Below are 15,639 nucleotides of genomic sequence, written 5' to 3' on the forward strand. Positions count from 1 at the left end.
TACTTTGCTTGCGTCACGCTAGTTGACCGGCTCGACATAGTCAACTACTATTTGGTTATGTCTATGTCGTGGACTGCGTCACAGCGATACGGGTGCGCCGCCGCGCCCGGCGGCTTGGGCTTGGTCCAGGACTTCCTCAACACCAGGGCCATCAGGGGTTATGGCCCGGATCTGTTGGCCGACGTCCGGCTCGCCGGCGATTGGGCGGCGAGCGCGGTGCGAGTGTGGTCGTCGGCGCGTGGCGTCGATCTGCAGCCGCCGGAGCTCGCCGGCGCGGATCTGGTCAAGCTGCGCGCCTTGCGGACCACCGTCGAGCAGCTGCTGTCCGGCGAACCGTCGAGCGCGCGGGGCGCCGGTGCTGTTGTCGCGTCTTTCACGCTGACCGATGCCGGCGAGGTGCGGCTGGACCCCAGCGGCAGGGGTTGGCGTTGGCTGGCTTCGGCGCTGTGGGGCGAGATCTTGTTGAGCCAGCAGGCCGGCACTTGGCGGCGGATCAAGCAATGCCACAACCACCGCTGCGGGGCGACGTTCTACGACCGCTCGAAGAACAACAGCGGCGTCTGGCATGACGTCAAAACATGCGGCAACGCCATCAATCTGCGGGCCTCCCGGGCGCGCCGGCGCGAACGAGATCGGGCGGCGGAGTCAGGCGTTTTGCCAGAGCAGGCGGTACCGGTAGTACAGGCCCCGTCGGATGCGGGCCCCCGGTAGGACGTCTGCGGTTGCCTGCCGGATTTCGGCCAGGCTTTCGCGCGGATCGGCGACGGCCACTCCGATGTTGCGGGTTTCCCGGTGCAGCAGCGACCCGGCGCGCGCCGCCGGTGTACACAGGCCGGCCCACAGCCAGTCGGCGATGCTTTTGTTAGCCGACAGCCCGACAACCGTTAATTGCCCTGCGGGACGAAGCATTTGGCGTGCCTTCCGCATTGTGTCGCGCAGCGGCAGATGATGCAGGCTGGCGACGAAGGTGATGAGGTCGAAGGAACGTCCGGCCTGCTCGACGTCCTCGAAACGCAGCAACCGCACCGTGGCGTTGCCGAACGGCTGCAATCGCTCCGATGCGCGCCGTACCGATCGGGGGTCGGCATCGATCCCCACGACGCTGCGTGACACCTCGGCTAACCGCGCGGCCAGCAGCCCCTCCCCGCATCCGACGTCCAGGACGTCGCCGCGGTGCCGGGAGGCGATGTCGACCAGCCAACGGTGATAGGCGGTGTTGTGGTTCCAATAGTCGTCGGGCGTCGTGTAGTCATCCACCGTCGACCAGTCTGCCCGACCGACCCGTCAGCAGCGCTCGACGCCCCTGGACATCAGGCGCGGACCTGCGTCGGCTGAGCGCCGATTGCTTCTGAGCACCGCGTGTAATACGTGGAAGGCGCGCGACTTCAGCGGCGCGACCAGGTCGAAAGTGGCGGGAGCCTGGCTGACCCAGGCCGGAAGTGTGGCCACAGTATGTTCCTTTGTTCTTTCGGCTGATGCGCCGACTCATCCAATTGCACCGCAGCCGTTTTACGTCGGTGCCGCGCCGGGGTAAACGTGGCGAAAAGCGAGTTTGTGGTGTACGGCACACCGCTGGCAGAACGAAAGCCACGCCACGCAACCCGGGCCCCGTCGGTAGCCCCTGGCCTTAACCGACCGGTTTAGTGAAATCCCTTGAACCGGCGCAGATAACCGGGCACCCGACGTGCCGGTAGCGCCTTGGGCCAATCGTCCGGCCGAAAATACGCGTCGGTTCCACCGTCGACGAATACTATGCTGCCGCAAAGGAAGTCGGCGGCATCGGACAGCATGAAGCAGATCCAGTCGGCCATCTGCCCGGCGGCACCGAAACCTCCTACCGGGACGGGAAACGACCGGACGGCCTTGGCCTGCCGTGGGTCTGACAACTGTTCTTGCAGAAGCGGTGTCATGATGGCGCCCGGAGAAAGGGCGTTCAGGCGCACGCCCGACCCGGCCCATTCCGGCAGCACCGCGTGTCGCCGCACCCAGCGGCTCACCGCGATTTTGGAAGCCCCGTACATCATGGTCGGCGCTGCCGGGCCCAATAGCCGGACCACTCGCAGCGCCTTGTCGGCATCGTGGGCAAGCAGGGCTTTTACGGCCCGGCGCGGCACCGCGGGCACCGTCGTCGTCGAATTGCTGGCAATCACAACAACCTTCGCGCGTTCGGCGGTGGCCAGCGCTGCGCGCCACGCCTCGAGCAGTTCGACGACCCCGAAGTAATTGACCGCGGCGATCTGGCGCACGCGATCACGGCCGCGGCTGGGGCCGAGACCGGCGGCCAGCACGGCGCCGTCAAGTCTGTTCTCCGAAGCCGCCAGAACGCGGTCGGCAGCTTCTTTACGCCCGTCGGGTGTCGACAAGTCGGCGACGATATCGGCATCTTTGATGTCGACACCGATGATCGTGTGCCCGTTGTCGCGAAGGCGCTGGGCGGTCTCGCGGCCCATCCCGGAAGCCGAACCGGTAATCGCATACGTCCCCATTGACTCCTCCATTCCCAGGGCAGTATGCCGTGGGGACCGACTGCCGCGACTGGCGCGGCCCACTGGATGGACGCACTGTTAAGTTGCCAGCATGCCTGACCCATCGCCCTGCATTGATTTCAGCCAGCTCGAGTCGGTGTACGCACCGCTGGCCGAATCGGTCCGCCGACTCCTCGACATCAGCATCCGCAGCGAAGCCGGCCCCACGGCGGTGGCGGCGGCGATAGCCAAAATCGACGGTGCGGCAGACGAGTTGAGCGAGGCGTTGCTGCCCGGCCCGTTCGGCGTGCACCGCGCCCCGGACGGCCAGACCGTCGCGTGGGGCAATGCCGTGGTTGGTCTGCGCAACCCGGTCGCACCGCCGCTGGTCATCCATCACGATCCGGACGGATTGGTGTGGTCGGAGTTCGTACTCGGTGCCGCTTACGAAGGCCCGCCAGGCACGGTGCACGGTGGCGTGTGCGCTCTGGTGCTCGATCATGTACTGGGCGCGACCGCGCATCAGCCTGATCGGCCCGCGTATACCGGCACTCTGACGCTGCGCTATCGACGCCCCACCGCGCTGGGGCGGCCGTTACGTGCGCAGGCGCATGTCGAGCGCATTGACGGGGTCAAGATCTTCGCCGTCGGCCACCTGGCCGACGAGGACGGCGTCACCGTGGAAGCCGAGGGCATTTTCATCCACCCCAAGCCGGTCGCGGATAACTGACTGCGCCCCTGGGAGCGGGTCACGTCCCTGCCGCGGCCTTCTCGACGTCGAGCAGCTGCTCGCCGCGTCGTTCCTCGTCGTAGGCCTTGCGTCCGCCCCGCAGCCCGAACAGCCGTTTCGATATCAGTAGGTAGACCACCGCAGCTATGTTGATGGTGAACGTCACCACGCGGGTCATGGTGATGCCCTTGGCCAGATCGTGGATTTCCAGCGGCAAGAAGACCGAGGTGGCTATCACCGCGAAGTATTCGCCCCAGCGTTTCAGCAGCCATAGGCCCACCCCTTCGATGACTTCGATCAGCGCGTAGCCGGCCAGCATCAGGGTCAGCAGCGCCAGGGTGGACGGCTTGGCGGCCAACGCTTTTTCCAGTTCGTGCACGATGGTCATCTGGTCGACCTTGAAGCCGGCGGTGCGAAAGATCGGCAGGTCCCGATCGAGCGTGGCCTGGATGGCGCCGCGCGCTCCGCGGAACTTCCACACCGCGTAGGCGGCCAGCGCGATCACCACCGCCCGCAGCAGACGTTCCACCGCCAGGATGCGAATGATGATGGCTTGCCGTAAAGCCTTGCCGCGCATAATCATCGGCGCGTCTTCGGCACGGCCACGTCCGTGCGGCGCGCCGACGGTGTATTCGCCGCACCGCAGGCAGCGCCAGACCTCACCCAGCCCGGTGGTGCCGCTCAGCCGCTCGGCGAGTGACTGGTCGTCGGGTGCATAGGTGACGTGCCCAGCGACAGCGCAGGTCACCAACTCCCACCGATTGTGGCGGTGTTCTTTGGCCATGGCCGGATCATTCATGGCGGCAGGCCGGCCGCGCAAGGGGGCGCGCACGTCAGAAGCGCGTCAGAAGCGCGGCTTACCGCGCGGACGAAGCGCGGTGGACGACACCGATCCGAGAAGTCGGGTGAGTTCGGCGACCGGGATCTCGTCGAGCCGTGCGACCGCGGCGACGATCTCGTCACGCAGCGGCTCGTCGCAGAAGGGTTCGGCAAGCCAGCCGAATTTGTCCACCACGCGTTCCCAGGACATCGGGCGGGTGGGTGACCCCTCGTAGTCCGACTGCTCGCGGCTGAACTGGCGCCCGTCGTTGGTAATCACGTGCACCCGCGCCGCCGTGCGTTCCGGATAGTCCGCGGTCAGGTCGGCTGCTGGTCGAACCTCCACCCGCGACAACAGGTCCTGGACGTCGCCTCGCGAAACCCGTTCGTTTTCCAGCTGTTCGGGTCCGACCCCGCCATCGAGTAGCGCGACCGCCGTCAAGTACTTCAGGTTGTAGTCGGCCTGCTCCTTGGTGATCGGATGCCCCTTGTCGCCATACGCGCCGCCGCCGGCGAAGTCATAGGCGCCTTGGAAAACCTCGAGGATCACCCGCGCAACATCCCGACCGCGCAGATCGTTGTCGCTGCGAACGGCGAGCACCGCATCGATCACCACCTGCCCATGAATGAGCGCGCAGTACTGCTTCAAGTAGGTCTGCTCGACGCAGTTCAGACCCCGGTCGGCGGTGCGCAGATCGATGGGCTGATCGAACAGCTGGATCAATCCATGTGGGCCCTCGAACAGCGACTTGGGACCGGTGACACCGCGCGCGGCGAGCATCGTCGTGTAGACCGCGCGCATGCCGGTGATCGCCGGCGAGATGCCCTTCCAGTGCGACACCGGTTCAGCGTGCACCGTTGCCAGCGACACATTGTCGGCGGCCGCGGCGGCGATGGCGTTGGCAGTCTGCTCGGCGCTCAGCCCCAGCAGCTTGGCGCTGCCCGCCGCAACCGACATCGACAGTTGCAGCGCATGGTTGAGCCCACGGGCCATGACGGGAACCTTTGCGCTGAAACGACATTGGACCTCGTAGGCAACCGCCAGCGCCAGCAGGAAATCGGCGCCGCCGGCATCGACGTGCTCGGCCACCGCCAAAACCGCACCGAGGTTGTCGGCGGGATGGCAAAGCCCGCCCACGGTCAGAAAGGTGTCGAGCAGGTCGGGGTAGCGCACCAGCACCGCGTTGAAGAACGCGGCTTGATCCACCGATGCCCGCCCGCCGCCCACCAGGGTGGCCGTCGCGGCGCCACCGAACTGGGTGGTGTGCTCGCGGATGGTCGCGATGAGCTGCCCGTCCAATGCACCGACGGCGCATGCAATGCTGTCGAGCACGTTGCGCCTCAACAGTGCGCGCGACGGTCCGGTCAGATCCGCCGACTGCGCACCGACCACGAATTCGGCCAGCTCGTCCACAACGTAGTTATGTGCCACCACTTTTCGCCTCCCCGGCGAGGCTACCCCGACGCGAGCCCACGACGACCTCCGTCCGGGTCTGGTCTCTGAAATGCGCTACAGGGCGGTGTCAATGGCGCCCGGCCGCGGTTGCGATTCGCTGAGGGAGGTCGTCTCGTCGGTCAGGTGCTTTCCGATGTCCCGGATCTGCCGCGCGCTCAGCGCGCATAGCGGGTGTACGGCCACCATCAGCGCGACGCGACCCCGGTTTTCGAAAACCGGTGCGGCGATGGTCACCACGGGTTGCTTTCGGCGGCCCGGGTTGTCGTCGGAGAGAAAACCGATGGTGGTGAACTCGACCAGCAACTGGTCCATGATGTGACGCACCGGCGTCGGCATCTCGCTGCTGTCCAGGGTGCCGACCGCCTGCACCGCCTGCGCGAGCGCCGGTGTGGTCCAGTCGACGTCGAATCCCCGGTCTCGCGTGTGTGCCAGCACCTGCTGCAGGCGCTGGGTGCGATCGGCGTTGTCACCCGCGCCACGCCGGATCCATGCGCGCTGCTCCTCCTCGGTGTCCCAGGCCGCCATGGCGACGCCGAAGGGTGGCGCGTAGGGAATGCGATCCCCCGGTATCCCCGACGGCTGCGTGGCAGGTGCGCCCTCAAAGGCGGTGACCACCAAGGAATCACCGAACTTCTCCACCACCGAACATGCATACCCGGCCTCGCGGGAGAGTCGCAGCGCCGCCGAACGCGCGGCATGTGCCAGCGGCCGGGCGGTGTCCGTGCGGGCGGCCACCACGGCGAGGGCGGGGCCGAGCGCGAAGGTCTTGGCGACCGGATCGCGGCTGGCCCATCCGCGGTCGCACAGCGTCTTCAGGATTGCGTGCGCGGTCGCCTGGGTCAGATCCAGCTCGCGCACCACGTCGGAGAAGCGCAGCCGCGCGTTTGGAGCGCGCGCCAGCAGCTCCACAACATCGAGCACCCGGGCCGTCGGTGCTGACGTCGATCCGCGAATCGCTTGACTCCTTTGCGGCGCCATTTTTAGAGTTGGACGAACATTCGAGATTTTATATCGATTATTCGAGAAGGTTAACCTATTGCGCGCTGTGGTGTTGCGAGACGGTCGGTTACAGGTTCGCGAGACACCCGACCCCCGGCCCGGGCCGGGCGAGTTGTTGCTGCGCACGTTGAGCACCGCGATCTGTGCGTCCGACGTGCACTTCATGGACCACCCCGAACTTGCCGTCGACGACCCGACCGGCCGCTCCCTGTATGACACCGAACGCGACATCGTGCTCGGCCACGAATTCGTGGGCGAGGTCATCGGGCACGGACCCGGCTGCACCGACCAGTTCGCCGCCGGCACCCGCGTCACGGCGATGCCGGTCCGGTTGATCGACGGCGGTGCCGGCGGGATGCGCATCATCGGTCAGCATCCCGAAGCACAGGGCAGTTTCGGTGAGCTGCTGGTGGTTTCGGAAGTGGCGGCCAAACCCGTCCCCGGTGACGTGTCCAGCGACGCCGTCGCGCTGACCGACGCGTTCGCCGTCGGCGAGTTCTATGTGCGGTCCGCTCGGCTGCAACCGGGCGAGATCCCCATCGTCATCGGCGCGGGAGCGATCGGGCTTTCGGCCGTCGCCGCCCTGACCGCACGCGGCATCGAACCCATCATCGTCAGCGACTACAAACCCGATCGGCTCCAGCTGGCCGGTGACCGCTTCGGGGCACACGTTCTGGTCGACGCGAGCCAAAAGTCCCCATTCGATGCGTTCAACGAGGTTCGCGCGCAACGCGGATTGCCCGGACCCGCAGTGGTATTCGAATGCGTGGGTGCGCCCGGACTGATACAAAAGCTGGTCGAATCCGCCGAAATGGGCACCCGCATCTACTGTGCGGGCGGCTGGTACACCGGCGACACTCTCGACATCACCACCGCAACCCGCCAGGGCGTGACGATTCAGTTCGGCGGCGGTCCGCACCCGCAGGACTGGTACGGCACACTCGACGCCATCGCGGCGGGTCGATTGGACCCGCTGCCGAGTGTCGGCAAGATCATCGGCCTCGACGAGGTGCCCGAGGCCCTGGATCTGGCCCGCAGGTCCGACGGTCCGCCCCGGATCGTCGTCCGTCCGAACGGAGACATCCGGTGACCGAACGAGATGACCGGCAAGACATTTCCGAGCTGCTGGTGCGCTATGCCACCGGCATCGACCGGCGCGACTGGCCGCTTTTCCGCACTGTGTTCACCGACGACTGCGCACTGGACTACGGCGAGATCGGCAGCTGGAACGGCGTCGACGCGGTCGCAGACTTCATGGAGCAGGTGCATGCCCTGGCGGGGCACACGCTGCACCGGCTGACCAACCAGGCCATCACGGTCGACGGCGATCGCGCCACGGCACGCACCTACATCGACGGCCTGATCATGACCGGCGACAACAGCTCTGGTGTCAATGCCATCGGTTTCTACGACGACGAGATGGTGCGCACCCCGGCGGGGTGGCGCATCGCCCGCCGTCGCTACACCCAGGTCCGCATCACGACGGTGGGGGGCGGGTAGATGAGTTTCGCGACGAAGTACGGGCCATGGGCACTGGTGGCCGGAGCATCCGACGGCGTGGGTGCGGCGTTCGCCGAAGGGCTCGCCGAGCGCGGCGTCAACGTCGTGCTGCTGGCCCGCCGGCAAGCCGTTCTCGATCGGGTGGCGGCGCAGATCGAAGCCAAGACGTCGGTGCAAACGCGCACCGTCGCAATCGATCTCGGGCAGCCCGGTGCGGCTGCGGCGGTTGCCGCCGCCACCGACGACCTGACCGTCGGGATGCTGGTGTACTGCGCGGGCGCCGACCCGAATTTCAAGCCGTTCCTTGCCAATTCGATCCAAGCCGCCGAAGCGATGGTGCAGCGCAACTGCATGGTGCCCATGCAGTTGTGCCACCATTTCGCGCCCACGATGGTGCGGCGAGGAAGCGGCGGCATCGTCATTTTCGGTTCCGGCGCCGGGCTGGCCGGCGGCCCCAACATGGTCGCTTACGGCGCCTCAAAGGCGTTCGACATGGTCTTCGCCGAGGCGCTGTGGGCCGAACTGCACGACAAGGGCGTCGACGTGTTGGGCCTGATCCTGGGCAAGACCAACACGCCGGCACTGCGAACACTCGAATACAGCCGCGGCATTCTCGGTTCCCCCGACGAGGTTCCGCCGGACGCGGCGGCCGTCTCCGACGTCATCGCCGAAGCGTTCGAGAACCTGGGCAACGGCCCCACCTTGATGGTCGGAGAGACCATGCGCGCCGCCGCGCAACTGCTGGCGTCGCTGAGCCGCAATCAGGCCGTCGAACTTTTCACTCAGGCAGCCGCCGCGGCCATGGGCCCGGACAATTAGCGGGTTGTTCGCTGCGCTACCTGGAGAGAGCTCAGCGAGGTTTGCCAAAGATCAAAATCAGGCCACCCTAACTTTGTCGTTAGCAGGCCCCTGGTCAGCAAATATAGGGTCAGCGGCGCCGCCATCTTCGCTCACCCGCTTCGTTGCTGACCGCATGCAACGCGGGTAACTTGGGTAATCACTCCTCACGGCACCGAGCCGAAGCAACCCCGATCGCCACCCCCTACGAAGGATGACGATGCTCGCCATAGACAGGCCCGCAGCCGCGGGCTCGACGACGGCGCGCTCGCGGCGCCGCACCCTGACTCGTTCGGGACTGATCACCGGCGCATTCGTCGTCCCGGCCGTGGTCGTCCGGGTCGCCGGCCTGCATACCGGCGCGATAGCGGCCCTGCTGATCTTCGGAGCCGCGGTGGTGGCGGCCAGCTTCTTGCTGGCGTGGGCCGCCGAGGCCGCCCAGATCGACGTGTCCGGCGGGCTGGCGACGGCATTGCTCGCCTTGATCGCGGTGCTGCCCGAATACGCCGTCGACCTTTACTACGCCTACGTGTCCGGCCATAACGCGGATTACACGCAATACGCCGCGGCCAACATGACCGGATCCAACCGGTTGCTGATGGGTCTGGGCTGGCCCGTCGTGGTGCTGGTGAGCATCCTGGTCGCGCGTAAGTCCGGCTCGGCGAAGAGCACCGGTTTGACGCTCGAGCCAGCAAACCGCGTCGAACTCGGGTTCCTGTTGGTCGCCGGCGTCATCGCATTCGTCATACCGGCCAGCGGCCAGATCCATTTCGGACTGGGGCTGGCTTTGCTGGCCTGGTTCGGCTTCTATCTCTACAAGATCAGCCACGGCGACGTCGAGGAGCCTGACCTGATAGGTACGGCCGCGGCGCTGGGCGAGCTGCCCGACGGCCGTCGGCGCGTCGCCGTCGTCGGCCTCTTCCTGGTGTCGGGCGCGGTGATCCTGCTGTGCGCCAAACCCTTCGCCGACAACCTGGTCGCCGCGGGCACCGAACTGGGCATCAACCGCTTCCTGCTGGTGCAGTGGCTGGCTCCGCTGGCCTCGGAAGCACCGGAGTTCATCATCGCGACCATCTTCGCCACCCGGGGTAAGGGCACGGCGGCCATCGCCACGCTGATCTCCTCCAAGGTCAACCAGTGGACCCTGCTGATCGGCTCGCTGCCGATCGCCCATCTGCTGGGGGGCGGCGGGTTCTCCCTGCACCTCGACCCCCGCCAGGTGGAGGAAGTGCTGCTCACCGCAACCCAAACGATGATGGGGGTGGCGTTGATCCTGGCGCTGCGTTTCAACCGGGCCGCGGCCTGCACGCTGCTCGGCTTGTTCGTCGTGCAGTTCCCGATCTTCACCACGCAGGGACGGCTGCTGCTCTGTGGTGTCTACATCGCGGTGGCCGTCGTCGCGCTGATCATCAATCGCCGCCACGTTGCTGCGGCCCTCCGTGCGCCGTTCTTCGGCACGGCCATCCGGCACAGCGGGCATATCCATCACGAACCCGCCGGCGCCATCAGCCCGCACTAGCCCCCGATAGCCAAAGTCGCCCCGCGCCCCGATTCGACATCACGTTGCGTATACGGTCCAGGTATGAATCGAGTGTCGGTGATCACAGGCGGGGCGGGTGGCATGGGCCTGGCCACGGCGAAGATCGTCGGTCGCGACCACACCGTGGTGTTGTGCGACGTAAGGCAGGACCGGTTGACGGCCGCGGCCGCGACTCTGCAAGATCTCGGGATCACTGCCACGGCCGTCAACTGTGACGTCACCGACCGGCGAGCCGTCGCAGGGCTACTCGGCACCGCAAATAACCTCGGCACGGTGGTCTCGGTCATCCACACCGCGGGGGTAAGCCCGAGCATGGGTCCCGCCGACTACGTCATGCGGACCAACGCCATCGGCACCCTCAACGTCAACGAGGAGTTTTTCGCGGTCGCCGGCGAGGGCGCGGTGATCGTCAATGTGGCATCGATGGCGGCACACCTGTTGCCCGCGGAAATGATTCCGACAAGCCAGTTTCCGCAGGCGCTGGACGATGACGACGCCTTCATGGACACCATGCTGACGGCGTGCAACATTGCTCCCGAGCAGGCGCGATCCGGTCTGGCGTACGCACTGAGCAAGAGCTTCGTGAAGTGGTACAGCCAGTCGCAGGCGGAGCGGTTCAACGCGCGCGGATTGCGTATCGTCTCGGTGTCGCCGGGGTCCATCGACACCGAGATGGGCAGGCTCGAAGAGCAGGCCGGCGCCGGCGCCATGGTTGCCGATGCCGCGGTCCCGCGGTGGGGCAAGCCCGAAGAGATGGCCGAGCTGCTCGCCTTCTGCGCCAGCGACAAAGCCGGATACCTCACCGGCACCGACATCCTCAACGACGGCGGCGTGGTCGCGTCAATGGCCGAACGGGCTCGGGCCGCTGCCGCCGGCTAGACCAGGTAATACAGCTCGGCGTGCGGGGCGAGTTCGGGCGTGCTGGTAAAGGGTTCCTTGACTCTCTTCTCGGCCAGCTTGTTGTGGGCGTAGCGCACCGCCTTGAGGGTTGCCGAGAATTCCTCGTCCTCCTCGGGGAAGACATGCTCGGCGGGAAACCAGTTGTGGAATCCCACATTGCGCAGGACGCCGAGCGTATCGGGGCGCACCCCGGCGAGCAGTACGGTGACGCCCCGCTCGGCCGTCTCCCGTAGGAAATGCTCGATGCGCTCGATGCAGACCACGTCGGGATGACGAACCCGCTTGAGCCGCAACACCACGAATGCCACCTGGCCGTCCGAGATTCGCCCGCTGATCCCAGCCAGATACCGGTCCAGTTCCGGTGCGGCGCCGAAGAACAACTCGCCTTCGAGGTCATAGATGACGATCGAAGGATCCACCGAGTCGCCCGGAATGCGTTCGCGGACAACCCGTTCGGGCGTGACGACCAGTTCTTTGGATTTCAGCTTGGCCGCCCGCGGTACGAACAGCAGGATCGACAGGATCACGCCAAGCAGGACCGACTTGTCGAGGTCGACGGCGATACCGGTGACGGCGGTGACGACCACCAACCCCGCGTCGTAGCGGGACGCCTTGAGGGTGTAGATCAAGCGCTTGAAATCGACCAGGCGCGCGGCCGTGACGAGCAGAAGCCCGGCCAGCGCCGGCTGCGGGACATAGCGCAGCAGCGGGGCGAACAACAGCAGCGCCGCGGCAACCGTTGCGGCCGAGACGATTCCGGAGAACCGGGTTGCGGCGCCGGACTGGAAATTGATCGCCGACCGGGACAGTGAACCCGAGCCGGGCAGGCTCTGGAAGAAGCCGCCGGCCAGGTTGGCCAGCCCTTCGGCCATGATCTGGCGGTTGTAGTCGATCTGCTGTTGAGTTTGATACGCAATGGCTTTGGCGATCGACAGCGCCTCGATGATGCCGACGAAGGCGATGGCCAGCGCACCCGTCGACAGGTGGGGCAGCCACTCGGTGTGGACCTCGGGGACGTGCGGTCCCGGAAGGCTCCGCGGGATCTTGGCGGCCACCGACACCGCGGTGTGGCCGCCTGCGCCCGGGGTGGACCATCCCGCGACGTACGCGATGAGTGCTGTGATGATGAGCACCGCGAGCATGTCGAACTGCGGCCACCCGAAGCGTTGCACCAGCTTGCGCGACACCACCGCCAGAATCACCGCCGCCACACTCAAAGTCAGTGCGCGGTAATTGATGTGATCGCCATGGGTCAGGGTGAGCCACACGCGGCGCAGCACCTGCATGTGGCCGTTGCCCTTGTCGCGCACACCCAGCGCGTTGCCCAACTGTCCGATGGCGAGCAGAAATGCCGCCGCCGCCATGAAGCCGATGATGACCGACTCGGAAATGTATCGGGTGAGATTGCCGAGCTTGAACAAGCTGATCACGATCTGGAATGCGCCAACGAGTACGGCCAGCAGGAAAAGTGCCTCGAAGAGTTCCTTGGAATTCTCCGAGTCGATGAAGGCCAGCGCTGTGAAAACCAGTAACGAGATGGCGCTCGTCGGTCCGTTGATCAGATGTGAGGACGACCCGAAGATCGAGGCGACAATGGTCACGACGATTGCCGAATACACGCCGAACCTCGGGTCTACACCGGCGATCAACGCGTACGCCATCGCCTGGGGAAACGAAATGGCGGCGACGGTCAGACCGGCGATCACATCATGGCGGCCCTTCACCAGGTCGTAATGCACACGCACAGCCACGTTTTCGATGTCTTTCCGCTAAGCGCCCGACGCCGCGCCAGGCGCCGAGATGGTGTCCAGGATTCCGTTGGCGCCGAAGAACTGTTCCCGCGCGTCGCTCCAGTCCTTTGCGATGGCGGTGATCGGGAACAACGCGACAGGGGGTAGCCGGTCGGCGTGCTTGGCCAGGATCGCCGGCTTGAAGGGTCGATACCCGAAGTGCGCCACCAGTTCTTGGGCGGCATCGGTGAACAGGTACTCGAGATAGGCCTTGGCATGGGCCGCGGTGGTGGGATCGGTGAGGTTCGCATCGACCCAGGCCACTGCTGGCTGCGCGAGGATGCTCACCGGTGGGTAGACGAGCTCTAGTTCGTCCTTGTTCGCGGCAACCTCGCGCAGCGCCTCGTTCTCCCATGTCAGCTGGACGTCGCCGATCTTGGCCAGCGCGAAGTTGTCTCCGGCGCTGCGGGCACCGGCGTCGGAAACCGTGACGTGCTGCAGGAGCGACTTCACGTAGCCGGTTGCCTGCGCCGGGCTGCCGCCGCGCGTGGTGACCGCCCCCCAGGCCGCCAGCACGCTCAGTTGACCGTTGCCAGACGTCCGTGGGTTCGGCGACACCACGGACACATCGGGGTTGACCAGGTCGGGCCAGTCGTGAATCCCCTTCGGATTGCCCTTGCGGACCACGAAGACGATGGTCGAGGTGTATGGCACCGAGCCGTTCGGGAGTCGCTGTTGCCAGTTGCCGGCGATCAGGCCCCGCTTGCTGAGTGTGTCGATGTCGCTGATCAGCGCGAGCGACACGACGTTGGCTTTTTGGCTGCCGTCCAGCACGCTGCGTAGCTGCCGCCCCGAGCCGCCGTGAGACTCCTTGATGGTCAGCGTGGTTGCGTGATGTTCAGCGACAAATTGCTTGTCCAGCGCCGCATACAGTTCGCGCGTCGGGTCGTAGGAGACGTTGAGGATTTCGTTGGAACCTGCCGCCGGCAGGTTCTTGATCACGATCGCGGTCGCTGCGACGACGATGGCGAGAACGCCGAGGATGCTGAGCCAAGGAAGGCGTAACGACCGGCGGCCCGGATCGGGCGGCCGCAATTTCACCACGCCAACCACACCTTCCATCACCGACCATGTGATGTGCCAAACAGCCCCGTGTGGCACCAAACATTTTTAAGAATGTTAACGATCGGGCCACTCGACGACAGCCATGAGAATCACTCTGACGTAAATACCCGCGGCGGTGACTATGCTGGTCAAATGCCGCAACGGGCGTTGCGCGATCGCCTGATCGACATCGAGGTTCCGAGCGAGGATCTGGCCCGCGGGCGGGCGCTGCGCAAGACCGCCCCCCGGCGGTCTCTTGCGCGGTTGACACCATCCGCCCGAACAGCGACCGAAATTCTCGTCGCCCAAAACGCACAGCGGCTAAGTGAACTCGTCCCGCTCCGGTTCGCGCGCATGCTGGCCGACCCGTTCTCCTTCTACCGGGGTTCGGCGGCGGTCATGGCTGCCGACCTCGCCGCGAGCCCGTCCAGCGGGATCGAAGTCATGTGCTGCGGCGACGCGCACATATCGAATTTCGGCCTGTACGCCGCTCCCCACCGCTCGATCGTCTTTGACCTGAACGACTTCGATGAGGCCGCCGTCGCGCCCGCGGAGTGGGACGTGAAACGCTTGATCACCAGCGCGATCGTCGGTGGCCGTCACGCTGGATATCGGGACAGGGCCATCCGCCGCTGTGTCGAAGAGGCGTTGACTGGCTATCAAACCGGCCTCGAGGCAATGCTCGAGGAAATGAACGTTTTGGACCGCTACTACCTACGGGTGGAACCCGAGCACTACACCGGCAAGGTGTCCAAGGGCCTGCAGACGGTGATCGAGAAAACGATATCGCGGGCGCGCACCCGAACGTCAGAGCGAGTCTTCAAGCAGATCATGGAAATTGACGCAGACGGAACCCCGCGGCTGCGTGAGGCACCTCCCGTCCTGCAGCACATCGAGGAGGACATCGAAGCTTCCTTGATCGAGTCGGTTCAGGAATATCTGGCCGCGGTCCCGGCCGACGTGGCATTGCTGCTGTCGCACTTTCGCGTCACCGACCTCGCACTGCGGGTCGTCGGCGTCGGCAGCGTCGGCACCCGGTGCTATCTGGTCATCCTGGTCGGCCCCAACGGAACACCGTTGATCATGCAGATCAAAGAGGCCACTCGATCGGTGCTCGACGAATACGGCGGTTGGCCGCAGCCGGACACCCTCACCGCGGCGGTCGACGCCAAGGGCCAAGGAGTGCGCGTAGTCGACGGTCAGCGGATCCTGCAGGCGATGTCGGACGTGTTCCTGGGGACCACCCGCAAGGACAGCCGCGACTACTACGTCCGACAGTTCCACGACATGAAAGGCAGTATCGACACCGAAGGCATGTCGGCCTCGGTCTTCTCCGAATATGTCCTTGCCTGTGCGGTGCTGCTGGCCCGCGCGCACGCGCAGAGTGCGAACGCGTCAATCCTGCGGGGATATGTCGGCACCAGTAGCGCCGTGCACGACGCGGTGGCCGAGTGGTCCTATGCCTACGCCGACAAATCACTTGACGACTTTCACCAGTTGCGTGCCGCGGCAGCGGCCGGTGATATCGAGGTCGCCGCCGACCCCGCACGTTGAGCGTG

At 65.8% G+C, this 15,639-nt stretch carries 15 protein-coding genes; 8 read left to right on the forward strand and 7 right to left on the reverse strand.

Annotated elements, in window-relative coordinates:
- Nucleotides 1-120 precede the first annotated feature (120 nt).
- A complete protein-coding gene (locus tag A5625_RS16850; RefSeq protein WP_066996258.1) occupies nucleotides 121-711 on the forward strand; it encodes a CGNR zinc finger domain-containing protein in 591 nt (196 codons plus the stop codon).
- On the opposite strand, the gene A5625_RS16855 is transcribed toward A5625_RS16850, so the two are convergent.
- Together A5625_RS16855 and A5625_RS16860 are read right to left on the reverse strand one after the other, a co-directional pair.
- Complete coding sequence (locus A5625_RS16855; protein ID WP_066996142.1) at nucleotides 646-1,257, reverse strand: bifunctional 2-polyprenyl-6-hydroxyphenol methylase/3-demethylubiquinol 3-O-methyltransferase UbiG; 612 nt, start codon at nucleotides 1,255-1,257, stop codon at nucleotides 646-648. The genes A5625_RS16850 and A5625_RS16855 overlap by 66 nt on opposite strands.
- Nucleotides 1,258-1,640: 383 nt before the next feature.
- On the reverse strand, nucleotides 1,641-2,486 hold the full coding sequence (locus tag A5625_RS16860; protein WP_066996260.1) for an SDR family oxidoreductase: 846 nt from the start codon (nucleotides 2,484-2,486) through the stop codon (nucleotides 1,641-1,643).
- 91 nt (nucleotides 2,487-2,577) lie between these two features.
- Here A5625_RS16860 and A5625_RS16865 point away from each other — a divergent pair, with 91 nt between their 5' ends.
- Nucleotides 2,578-3,195, forward strand: a complete 618-nt coding sequence (locus A5625_RS16865; protein ID WP_066996145.1) for a PaaI family thioesterase — start codon at nucleotides 2,578-2,580, stop codon at nucleotides 3,193-3,195.
- 19 nt (nucleotides 3,196-3,214) lie between these two features.
- Here the strand turns inward: A5625_RS16865 and A5625_RS16870 are convergent, their stop codons facing one another.
- The 3 genes from A5625_RS16870 to A5625_RS16880 all read right to left on the reverse strand — a co-directional run bounded on the left by A5625_RS16870 (nucleotide 3,215) and on the right by A5625_RS16880 (nucleotide 6,391).
- Nucleotides 3,215-3,979: a DUF2127 domain-containing protein gene (locus A5625_RS16870; RefSeq protein ID WP_066996263.1), complete on the reverse strand. Its 765-nt coding sequence runs from the start codon at nucleotides 3,977-3,979 to the stop codon at nucleotides 3,215-3,217.
- A 60-nt stretch (nucleotides 3,980-4,039) separates the two neighbouring features.
- Nucleotides 4,040-5,428, reverse strand: a complete 1,389-nt coding sequence (locus A5625_RS16875) for an MmgE/PrpD family protein (protein WP_066996148.1) — start codon at nucleotides 5,426-5,428, stop codon at nucleotides 4,040-4,042.
- A 96-nt stretch (nucleotides 5,429-5,524) separates the two neighbouring features.
- Nucleotides 5,525-6,391, reverse strand: a complete 867-nt coding sequence (locus A5625_RS16880; protein WP_066996151.1) for a helix-turn-helix domain-containing protein — start codon at nucleotides 6,389-6,391, stop codon at nucleotides 5,525-5,527.
- A 124-nt stretch (nucleotides 6,392-6,515) separates the two neighbouring features.
- Here A5625_RS16880 and A5625_RS16885 point away from each other — a divergent pair, with 124 nt between their 5' ends.
- The 5 genes from A5625_RS16885 to A5625_RS16905 all read left to right on the forward strand — a co-directional run bounded on the left by A5625_RS16885 (nucleotide 6,516) and on the right by A5625_RS16905 (nucleotide 11,225).
- Complete coding sequence (locus A5625_RS16885; protein ID WP_066996154.1) at nucleotides 6,516-7,559, forward strand: zinc-binding dehydrogenase; 1,044 nt, start codon at nucleotides 6,516-6,518, stop codon at nucleotides 7,557-7,559.
- Complete coding sequence (locus A5625_RS16890) at nucleotides 7,556-7,969, forward strand: nuclear transport factor 2 family protein (protein ID WP_066996157.1); 414 nt, start codon at nucleotides 7,556-7,558, stop codon at nucleotides 7,967-7,969. Before A5625_RS16885 ends, A5625_RS16890 begins: the two co-directional genes overlap by 4 nt.
- On the forward strand, nucleotides 7,970-8,788 hold the full coding sequence (locus A5625_RS16895) for an SDR family NAD(P)-dependent oxidoreductase (RefSeq protein ID WP_066996159.1): 819 nt from the start codon (nucleotides 7,970-7,972) through the stop codon (nucleotides 8,786-8,788).
- A 232-nt stretch (nucleotides 8,789-9,020) separates the two neighbouring features.
- Complete coding sequence (locus tag A5625_RS16900; RefSeq protein ID WP_066996162.1) at nucleotides 9,021-10,325, forward strand: sodium:proton exchanger; 1,305 nt, start codon at nucleotides 9,021-9,023, stop codon at nucleotides 10,323-10,325.
- Nucleotides 10,326-10,388: 63 nt separating this feature from the next.
- The gene (locus A5625_RS16905; protein WP_082984435.1) at nucleotides 10,389-11,225 is read left to right on the forward strand and encodes an SDR family oxidoreductase; all 837 of its coding nucleotides are present in this window, start codon (nucleotides 10,389-10,391) and stop codon (nucleotides 11,223-11,225) included.
- Here the strand turns inward: A5625_RS16905 and A5625_RS16910 are convergent.
- Together A5625_RS16910 and A5625_RS16915 are read right to left on the reverse strand one after the other, a co-directional pair.
- Nucleotides 11,222-12,997: a SulP family inorganic anion transporter gene (locus A5625_RS16910; RefSeq protein WP_082984436.1), complete on the reverse strand. Its 1,776-nt coding sequence runs from the start codon at nucleotides 12,995-12,997 to the stop codon at nucleotides 11,222-11,224. The genes A5625_RS16905 and A5625_RS16910 overlap by 4 nt on opposite strands.
- A gap of 18 nt (nucleotides 12,998-13,015) precedes the next feature.
- The gene (locus A5625_RS16915) at nucleotides 13,016-14,080 is read right to left on the reverse strand and encodes a sulfate ABC transporter substrate-binding protein (RefSeq protein WP_156748303.1); all 1,065 of its coding nucleotides are present in this window, start codon (nucleotides 14,078-14,080) and stop codon (nucleotides 13,016-13,018) included.
- A 153-nt stretch (nucleotides 14,081-14,233) separates the two neighbouring features.
- On the opposite strand from A5625_RS16915, the gene A5625_RS16920 reads away from it, so the two are divergent.
- Entirely contained in the window at nucleotides 14,234-15,634 is a 1,401-nt protein-coding gene (locus A5625_RS16920; protein WP_066996173.1) for a DUF2252 domain-containing protein, read from the forward strand.
- Nucleotides 15,635-15,639: the final 5 nt, after the last annotated feature.

It is taken from the genome of Mycobacterium sp. 1465703.0, from assembly GCF_001672975.1.
Classification (GTDB): domain Bacteria; phylum Actinomycetota; class Actinomycetes; order Mycobacteriales; family Mycobacteriaceae; genus Mycobacterium.